The sequence below is a fragment of the Streptomyces sp. NPDC048211 genome (assembly GCF_043202315.1).
Taxonomy (GTDB): Bacteria; Actinomycetota; Actinomycetes; order Streptomycetales; family Streptomycetaceae; genus Streptomyces.
This window is the reverse complement of sequence record NZ_JBIDAD010000013.1, coordinates 115,308-124,017: the sequence shown is the minus strand read 5'-3', so window position 1 is coordinate 124,017 and position 8,710 is coordinate 115,308. Positions and strand designations below refer to the sequence as shown.

Annotated in this window: 12 protein-coding genes; 9 read left to right on the top strand and 3 right to left on the bottom strand. The window is 64.4% G+C overall.

Annotated elements, in window-relative coordinates; all coding sequences use genetic code 11:
- The first annotated feature begins 351 nt into the window (after positions 1-351).
- Entirely contained in the window at positions 352-705 is a 354-nt protein-coding gene (locus ACGFZA_RS35340; RefSeq protein WP_385289069.1) for a PRC-barrel domain-containing protein, read from the top strand.
- Between the two features lie 112 nt (positions 706-817).
- Positions 818-1,282 (top strand): GNAT family N-acetyltransferase, encoded by a 465-nt coding sequence (locus tag ACGFZA_RS35335; RefSeq protein WP_393684573.1) that lies wholly within the window; start codon positions 818-820, stop codon positions 1,280-1,282.
- Positions 1,283-2,394: 1,112 nt separating this feature from the next.
- Here ACGFZA_RS35335 and ACGFZA_RS35330 read toward each other — a convergent pair.
- Positions 2,395-3,729, bottom strand: coding sequence for a hypothetical protein (locus tag ACGFZA_RS35330; RefSeq protein ID WP_393684571.1), 1,335 nt, complete (start codon positions 3,727-3,729; stop codon positions 2,395-2,397).
- A gap of 135 nt (positions 3,730-3,864) precedes the next feature.
- On the opposite strand from ACGFZA_RS35330, the gene ACGFZA_RS35325 reads away from it, so the two are divergent.
- Complete coding sequence (locus tag ACGFZA_RS35325) at positions 3,865-4,041, top strand: hypothetical protein (RefSeq protein WP_393684569.1); 177 nt, start codon at positions 3,865-3,867, stop codon at positions 4,039-4,041.
- Positions 4,042-4,273: 232 nt separating this feature from the next.
- Here the strand turns inward: ACGFZA_RS35325 and ACGFZA_RS35320 are convergent, their stop codons facing one another.
- On the bottom strand, positions 4,274-5,029 hold the full coding sequence (locus ACGFZA_RS35320) for a GntR family transcriptional regulator (protein ID WP_393684567.1): 756 nt from the start codon (positions 5,027-5,029) through the stop codon (positions 4,274-4,276).
- A gap of 58 nt (positions 5,030-5,087) precedes the next feature.
- On the opposite strand from ACGFZA_RS35320, the gene ACGFZA_RS35315 reads away from it, so the two are divergent.
- The 5 genes from ACGFZA_RS35315 (at position 5,088) to ACGFZA_RS35295 (ending at position 7,123) form a co-directional block, all read left to right on the top strand.
- Positions 5,088-5,366, top strand: coding sequence for a hypothetical protein (locus tag ACGFZA_RS35315; RefSeq protein WP_393684565.1), 279 nt, complete (start codon positions 5,088-5,090; stop codon positions 5,364-5,366).
- A 12-nt stretch (positions 5,367-5,378) separates the two neighbouring features.
- Entirely contained in the window at positions 5,379-5,690 is a 312-nt protein-coding gene (locus ACGFZA_RS35310; RefSeq protein ID WP_393684563.1) for a hypothetical protein, read from the top strand.
- A 169-nt stretch (positions 5,691-5,859) separates the two neighbouring features.
- Positions 5,860-6,084: a hypothetical protein gene (locus ACGFZA_RS35305; protein WP_393684561.1), complete on the top strand. Its 225-nt coding sequence runs from the start codon at positions 5,860-5,862 to the stop codon at positions 6,082-6,084.
- Positions 6,081-6,824: a GntR family transcriptional regulator gene (locus ACGFZA_RS35300; protein ID WP_393684559.1), complete on the top strand. Its 744-nt coding sequence runs from the start codon at positions 6,081-6,083 to the stop codon at positions 6,822-6,824. Before ACGFZA_RS35305 ends, ACGFZA_RS35300 begins: the two co-directional genes overlap by 4 nt.
- Complete coding sequence (locus ACGFZA_RS35295; protein WP_210991741.1) at positions 6,821-7,123, top strand: hypothetical protein; 303 nt, start codon at positions 6,821-6,823, stop codon at positions 7,121-7,123. Before ACGFZA_RS35300 ends, ACGFZA_RS35295 begins: the two co-directional genes overlap by 4 nt.
- 239 nt (positions 7,124-7,362) lie before the next feature.
- Here ACGFZA_RS35295 and ACGFZA_RS35290 read toward each other — a convergent pair whose 3' ends face one another.
- Entirely contained in the window at positions 7,363-7,623 is a 261-nt protein-coding gene (locus ACGFZA_RS35290; protein ID WP_210991740.1) for a hypothetical protein, read from the bottom strand.
- 462 nt (positions 7,624-8,085) lie between these two features.
- Here ACGFZA_RS35290 and ACGFZA_RS35285 point away from each other — a divergent pair, with 462 nt between their 5' ends.
- On the top strand, positions 8,086-8,619 hold the full coding sequence (locus tag ACGFZA_RS35285) for a flavoprotein (RefSeq protein WP_393684556.1): 534 nt from the start codon (positions 8,086-8,088) through the stop codon (positions 8,617-8,619).
- Positions 8,620-8,710: the final 91 nt, after the last annotated feature.

Here is an 8,710-nt window from a genome sequence, read left to right as displayed (position 1 = left end):
CGAAGCCGGGGGCGGGCACGGGCGGGCGGGGTACCGGTGTGAGATTTTACAATGCCCGGTTCAATACCGGGGGGGGGCCCCCACATTTGTGTCGTGGCCCACCCCGCGTTATGGCACGGTTCCGTGGAATTGGACCACGTCCGGAAGCGGTTGAGGACGCTGGCCCGGCGCCGGGCCCGAGCCGCAGGTCACCGCGGTTCCGGCGCCTCTGTGCGCCGCGGACATGTGTAGGGGCCGCGATGCCGGGCAGGCGATTTTCCGAGAGGGTGCCGGCCTTTCAGCCGGCGCCAACACACCGCCACCGGACATTCGGTGGAGGAGTGCAGAATCTCGATGAAGGAGCTGTTTTCCATGAGTGACAACATCTGGGGCTATCAGCCGGCCGCCGGCCACACCGCGGGCGCCGACCTGATCGGCTACAAGGTCGAGGCCACCGACGGAAGTATCGGAACGGTCGACAAGCACTCGGACGAAGTCAACTCCTCCTATCTCGTGGTGGATACCGGAGTCTGGATCTTCGGAAAGCACGTCCTGCTGCCGGCGGGCACGGTACTCACCGTCGATCCGGACCAGCGGAAGGTCTTCGTCGACCTGACCAAGGACCAGATCAAGAATTCCCCCGAATTCGACAAGGACAAGCATGTCGGTGACGCGGGCTACCACGAGCAGGTAGGCGGCTACTACCGGAGCCACCGCCGCACCTGATCCTCTCGGCGCACCCCGGTGGAGCAACGAGCCCCCTGCCCGCGGAACATCCGCGGGCAGGGGGCTTCTTCGGCCCCGGGACTGTCAGTGGCTGGTGCCAGACTCCGTCGGCATGAGTGATCAGGTGCGGTTGAGAGACGTCGAACCGGATGATCTGGAGGAGTTCTTCGCGCAGGAGCACGATCCCGAGGCCGTGCGGCGGTCGAACTTCCCACCCCGGGAACGGGATGCCTTCATGACCCACTGGACGACGAAGGTCCTCGGGGATCCCGCCAACTTCGTGCAGGCCATCACCGTCGACGGAGAACTGGCGGGCAACGCGGTGGCGTGGTGGGACGAGGAGCGGCGCTTCATCGGCTACTGGCTCGGCAGGCAGTACTGGGGCCGGGGGATCGGCACGCGGGCACTGGCGCTGTTCCTGGAGAGGGAGAAGGCCCGCCCCCTGCACGCCGACCCCTTCGTCGGCAACACCGGCTCGGTGCGACTGCTGGAGAAGCACGGCTTCCGGCGTACCGGGACGGTCCGGTACGGCGAGCACGAGCACATCATGCTGGTGCTCCACGCGGACCCGTCCTGAGCGAGTGCCTCGGGCCCCGCGCCCCCGGGCCGACTCCGAAGGTGCACGCGCACCTCATGCCCGGCGGCCCCGACCGGGCCCGGAAGGCACTCGGGCAGGCCCGCCGGCCGCCGCAGGCTGCGCCGCACTGAGGCCCGCAGGGGGCCCAGGCCGTGAAAATGCCCCCGCCCCGCGCTGTGTGCGCGGGTCGGGGGCATGATCAGGGGACTTACTTCTTCTTGCCCTGGGTCTTGCGGTAGATCTCGGCGACCAGGGTTTTTGCAGGTGGGGAAGCTGATCGGCTCGGGGTGAGCGGTCGCCGTTCGTTGTCATCGGGTGTTGTTGAGCAACCTCGGACGGCCCAGAGACGGCCCAACCTGAGGCGCGCGGGCACCGCTTCAGGGGCCGGCTCACGCTTGCCATGGTTCCACGTGGAGGCACCTATCCTGCTGGCTGTAGCCCCCGGGTACGTCTATGCCAACGGCGTCCCAGAAGGGTACGGATTCGCGGAAGTGCCCACCGCCTGTGTGCCACTCCAATCCCGGGTGGGCCCGACGTAGAGACCGGAGAGCAGCTGAGGCGAGTCCGCAGCGCTTGTACCCCTCATAGGAGAGAGGCGACTCAACCCAGCCGATCCCGCACAAATCACAGACCACGTACTCGACCTCAAAAGCCAGCTTGGATCACACGTATCCCGCTCGGATGCGCCAACCTGTCCGCTCGTGAGCCCCGGCTGGACGATCAACCCATGGTTTTGGTGGGGTGGCGGTCCGATCGAATCGGTAGAACTCGGGGTGGGTCCATCGGCGGAGCTGGTCGTGCCAAGTTGGATTCTCGGGCCACGCTCGCACCCAATGCACGTGGTCAGCGAGCTGCGCCACGGCACGGATGGCCGCTTCCTTCTCTGGCACGGGCTCTTCATCCGTTTCTATGGAAGTGCCGCCAGTTGCAAGGGATTTTGCAGAGCAAGGCGCGCGACTGCGTTGCCGAGCCCAGACATGCTTTACAGCTCTGCTCGTCCACGAACATTCTGGATACGTTCGTCCGTCGCTGTCCGGGCTTGCGCCGAGTGGGGTGGGGCGCGGTTTCATCCCGTTGAGTCCCGAGCCGGCTGCCGTGGACTTCACCCCCGTTCAATCTTGATTGTCGGTGACTGCCTCAAGCGCCAAGAACCGCGCAAGGCGGATATCTGGCCCGAGAGAGTTAGCTTCAGCGCTTCGAGGTAGGAGCTGAGGAGTGGAGATGTAGCGTGGATCGTCCTTTGCGTGCACGATCCTATTTCGCAAGGCGTAGATTCTGCGCGCGGTCTGCGTCGCCAATGTCTCTGATGTTGAATTGACGTTGATTGCTGGCACCCCCGCAATAGGGCCCTTTTTCGAAAAGTGCTGCGCCATTTCTGAGAGTTGAAAGAATTCAGCCAATCGATCGGCGCGCGCACAATCTCGCACCAAGATTTTCAGTGCCTCTTCCTCGCTTACACCCTTTGCTCTTTCGGCAGTGTTCAAGACGCGAAGTACGCTCGCATCATTGGAAACGTCAAATGAAAGGTCGCGGATCTCTCGGCGAACTTGCCTCAGGGCGTCTCGGCGTGAGACCAGGGGCATGTAGTACTCAAGGACCTGATAGTAAGAGAGGAAGGCGAATGGCGGATTCTCGAACGCTTCTCCCGCAAAAGAGAATAGTGCGGCGACCTCTCGAGGGACGATGGTTGACGGGAACGCAATAGAATGCGGATCAGTTGATCTTTGTGTCCGGTGGACGTCCACTCGCACTGGCCCCTGCGAGATCAGGCTGAACTGGCCCCCCTCTTTGGCGTCCATTTCAAACAGGATATTATGAGCTATCTGCTGAGCTTGCCTAGTGTTGGCTTCCGTAGTACCTGACGAGGTAACCCACACTTTGAGTGTATATTCCGTGTAGTCCGCTGGCCACCACGTACTCCCCGTAGGAGTTGCAAAATGGCTGACAGGGCTTATCTCGGACAATTCGATGCAGGCGTCCTTTTTTGGTGACCTGATATGGAAACCTGTTGTGTACTCCCTTGTGCCTGACCGAATGGTCCACGGATCGAATACGTGATCGCAGTCGGGGGCTTGATGCTTCCAATTGTACTGCTCTACTGCGCGACCAGCGGGAGTGCGCGAACTGGCGTAATTGATCATAAACTCTGCATAGGTGCCGTCGCGGCTTGTAATTCCTTTATATTCCGAATGTTCGCAGTAGTTCTCTGCATTCAATGAGGCGAATTGCAGATGCTCTGCCCCTACGTCAAATATCCGAGATGATCCGGTTGGGATTTTGGTGCCAAATCGCACCCCGCCGTCGCTATAGTGGCCAATTTTCTTATAGCCCAGACTTTCGAGCTTGGCTACAGCGTCAATTTGCTCGCGCGTCAATTCGACGTCTTCTTCTGTTTCCGCCTCCGTGCTCGGGATGAAGTCTTGCAAGTCTTCCTCAGGGCTATTCATTTCGCTCCCTCTCGTGCTTGCAGATAGCCTAGCGTTTCTAGTGTGAGGTGCTGTACAAATTCCGGCAGTTGTCCGATACCTGCCTGCGGCCACCGCTCCGTAGGCGAAGTGCGGGGAGTGTCAAGGTGCGTGTCCATGGCGAAGGGCAACCTTGATCAGGGCATGGATATCGGCGAAAGATCAGCGCAGGTGAACAGCACGCTGGAGGATCCCGGCGTCTACCCAGCCTGGCTGTGGGGCATGTGCGGGCCGGGAGAGACGCATAGCCGGGTGTGCAGGCTCTGTGTGCAGGTCAGCGAGGCTCCACCCTGAGTCGACTGCACGGTCTTGAAAACCGTCGTCGCAGCGATGTGACCGTGGGTTCAAATCCCACACCCACCGCAGGTGAACGGCCCCTGACCAGTACGTATGGTCAGGGGCCGTCGCCATGCCCGCTCCCTGCCGGTCACCGCTCTTCCCCCTGGTTTCCCGCTCTGTCGGGCACGGAAGGGGCACGCGGGGGGCACGGCTGAGGGCCGCTTTCATAGCTGCTGGGGCCGAGCCGTCAGCGACTGATCGGGATCTCGTAGACGATCTCGCAGTGCGCTGCGGGCACCACGATGTCCGCTGTCTCTACGGGACGGCCCTGGTCGCTGTAGTACGTCCGCCGGATGTGCGTCACGAGCGCGGCCTTTTGGATGCCGAGTAGCGATGCCTCCTCGGCGGTCGCCTGCCGTGGCTCTGGCTGCTCCACCGCATGGCTGACGGTCACTCCGATGACGGCCATGCGGTTTACGACACCTGCCCCGGCGTGCGGTCCTCCTTCGGGGAGAACGACGAGTGTGCCGGCAGTGAGGTCGTATGGCTCCCAACTCGTCGACAGCTGCACCGGCCTGCCGTCAGCCAGGAACTCGTACGTCGTCCGCACGCACAACTCGCCCTCGGCGATCCCCAGCCGCGCGGCGATCTCCGCCGGGGCCGGCGCCTTCGCCTCGGTTCGGCTCTCCCAGTCGCTCTGCCTGCCGAGAGCCTTCATGTCCTGGCGGAACGGGGACCCCGTGGGCTGTTCGCGTGCGGACGACCGCACGACTCGAACCCGTTGCCGGGCTTCGGCGACGTACGTGCCCGATCCGGCCCGGCCTTCCAACACTCCCTGGGAGATCAGCAACTCCTGTGCCCGGCGCACCACGTTCTCGCCGACCCCGCACTCCTGGCCGATCTGCGCGCGGGAGGGGAGGCGGTCCCCCGGTTCCCAGACGTGCTCCGCGATGCGCTGCCGGAGTTCGTCAGCGATGCGGAGATACGGCGGTTGCTCAGACATATGGAAAATCTAGTCCACTAGCTTCACTGAAAGTGATCGCTGGTGACGGGGGCTTGCTGTGTCCGCTTCGGGAGTGAGTGCGGCGGCCATCGCCGCCCGGCTGTCCGCCGTCGGGCTCCCCACGCGCGTGGAGGAGCACATCCGGTTCACGACGGTCGAGGCGGAAGTGCCGGAAACGCTCTCCGCCGAGGCATGGCGGGAGGTCCTGGACGTGGTGGCCGATGCCGATCGATTCGGGCTTCTGGCCACCAGCTTGAACGGCCGCACCTTATGGGCGGTCGTACGCAAAACGGTCCCCACGACGGGCGATGTCGGGGGACCGGGCTATCAGCGATAGGAGCTGAACAGCATGCTCAACCGTATCCGCCGTGCCGCCTCGCTCACCAGAGAGCGGTACTTCTCCAAGGGCCGGCATCGCCGCCCCTTACCGCCCTCTCGGCCGCTGGCCGCTTCTACCTCCGCTGCGTCGGCTGACGTCGCGACCGTCGTCCTGAGCCAGGCTTCGGCCGGCGCGGTCCACCGTCGCCCCCTGAGAGGTGAGGACGTCGCGCTTGTCCGCCCGTACCTGCTGGCGTGGGAAGAGCGTGTACGGACGCGAGCGGTGCTCGTCGCGCCTCGTCTCCCGGCCGATGCCTGGTCGGCCCTCGCGGGGGTTCGCTGATGCCCCCTCCCGTCCCCTACCGCGCGATCGCCTGCCGGATCGGCACGCACCACTCCTGCACCGAGCCGTCCCCGCCTGCGGCGACGGAGGACGTACCGGTGACCTACGAGGAGTGCATCTGCCCGTGCCACTCGGCCCCCGACCCGCCCGTGCACGTGAAGGCTATGGCATGAGGACACCAGCCTCCGGCGGCGCGTTGGTCTCCACCGTCGAGGTCACTGCGGCCACCGTGCAGCGCGGCGACATCATCCAACTCGGCGGTCAAGCCTGCCGAGTGAGCGACCTCTTCCAGCTCCCCCAAGGGGCCAAACAACTGGTCTTCGAGTCAGGCGAACTGCTGGCCATACACGCCCGCACCCGGCTCACCGCCCTACGACTGCTGAGAAGGCGGTGACCCGCTCCGTGCCCCGACGCCATAACGACATCGCCGACGACCTACGCCACCAGATCACGACGGGCAGTATCAAACCTGGCGAACGCTTCCCATCCGAAGCCGGCCTCGCCGCTCGGTACAGAGTCAGCACGGTGACCCTGCGACGTGCTCTCGCCGTGCTCCAGGGCGAAGGACTCGTCGAGAAGATCCACGGCAAGGGCAACTACGTCCGTCACCCACGCCGCAAAATCATGTACGTCGGCGGCTGGGGCACGCTGGACCCCTGGACCGCCGCTGAGCCAACGCTGCGCATCACGGTTCGCAGCACCACGGTTCCGGCCTCCGTGCACCTGACGATGTTGCTGAAGGTGCCAATGGGCAGCCCTCTCGCGGAGTACACCTGCCTCAGCCTCGAACAAGGCTCGCCACACGGCCTGGCCCGCATCTACATCCCGCGCGACCTGGCTCCGGCTGGAGCCCTCGACGACGACTCCGTGGGCCAGGAGGCAGCCACGAGATTCGCGGTCCTCGGCCCGTCGCCGGCCACTATCCGAGAGACGGTCTCCGCCCGCTCTCCAACCCCAGACGAAGCGTCGGCCCTCCGGATCGGAAACACCATGGCCGTTCTCGCGATCACCCGCATCGCCACCGACGCCACCGGACGCGTTACCGAAGCTGCACTCCTTGCTTTCCCGGGAGACCGCATCGACGCCGTTTTCACCGCCCACCACGTGCTCGACGAGAGGCTGACCCACGGATGACAGCACCGAACGAACTGCGGCTTCTCCCGTGGTCGGGCCCGGAGGGCAAGCCCTGCTACCTGAGCACAGACGACCCGCACGGCTACATGTCCCGCCTGGCGGACAACATCGAAGCAGTCCAGCTCCGCACGGCGGCTGATCTGCTGGCAGACGCCTTGGGGGCACTCGACGACAGGGACGCGAACCTGAACGATCTGCGCCGCCTGGGCCACGACCTCACTGGCGCCCTGAGGGACGTGCTGCGCGTTGCGATCAGCCGCGGCCATCTCCCGGCGAAGAGCGAGCCCTACCGAACCTGAGGAAGTAGCGGCGGAACGGTGGCGGCTAAGACAGACTCCCCACTACACCGGGAGGAGAACCCTGGCAAAGAACCGGGGCTCTCCTCCTCGTTGCGCTATGCCAGCCCGACTATGTGCCGCGAGCGCGTGCAGCCGGGCAGCCTCACCCAGGACTCTCACGCCCGATAGCAACCGGGGTTATCCATCACCGTTGATGTCAGGCGGGGATGTCAGTCGCTAAGCGCGACCGGAAGGCTGCCTCACTCTTCGGGCTCTTCTTCATCCTCATCGGACCACTCAACATCGACATCTGTGTACTGGGCGGACGTCTCAGCCCATCGATAGTCCCAAGTCATGCGGCTTCGAACAGTGTTCACGCTGCCGTCGAGCAGCTCATTCTTCGCGGCATCGATCGCGGCACTCACCGCGGCCTCATAGGCCGCCTTGACTCGCGGGGCATGGATCTTTCGATCGCCCATCTCGAACTCAAGCGTGACTGTCAGCACCTTGGGCGTACTCATGATGCTCCCCTCCCCGCAGGTGCGGCACCTGCCTGGAGCACGCATCCAACCATCCGGGCCTACTAGTCGTAAGTGGAACAACCAACTTGTAGCGTCAGCGGTCTGCCAAGGACGACTGCTTTGTAAGCCTGGCGCCGCCCTCCGATTGGTCGTTCCAGGTCAGCAGGCCTGTGGCGGTGCGGCCCCTGCGGACGGGCGCGTGCCCCCTCACGGCCCTCGACTGACCGTGGCTGACCGCTCGTTCTGGCACGGTTCTGGCACGAGCTGACCCTCTCGATGCGAACTACCGGCGTGACGGTCGCTGAGGGCTGTGAGCCCGTCCACGCGGAGGCTGGGGACTGACAACGGTTGCTGATAGTCGCTGTGGTTGCGGTACTTCTCTGCTGTACTACTCGGCCTGGGGATAGACCAATACGGGGTGGTGCAACCTTGAGTGCAGGCAGTCGCGGAGTACTGGGGGTCGTGGGCACAGCAGCCGATGGAGTCGAGCAGCTACGCACCGGACTGGTGGAGCCAGCCATCGCCCTTGGCTGGCAGGTAGCGGTGACCCTCACGCCGAATGCCGGCCGATGGCTGCGGGCGAACGGCGAGCTGGAGCGCCTGGAGACACTGACCGGCCTGCCGGTGCGAGATTCGCCTCGCCTGCCAACTGAGCCGCGCCCACACCCTGTTGCCGACTGCTACGTCGTCGCCCCGGCGAGCGCGAACTACGTCGCCAAGCTCGCGATGGGCATCGCTGACGACCAAGCCCTTACTCAAGTGAGCGAAGCGCTGGGCACCATCGACGTCCCGGTTGTGGTGTTCCCTCGGATCAACGCGGCACATGCGCGGCACCCAGCGTGGGAGCGGCACATCGAGATGTTGGGGAGGACAGGCGTGGAACTGATGTACGGGACTAACGTCTGGCCACTGGAAGAACCGCGTCGGGGCCCATCAGATCGACAGCTTCCGTGGGCCACAATCTTGGAGACCGCACATCGCGTCTCGCGGATTTGAGCGGAGCAGCGCCTGCGGCTGGGCTTCGTACGGCCACCGCCCCGAAGTTGAAATCTCCCCTCGAGCACACGGAACCTGTGCAAAGATTCAG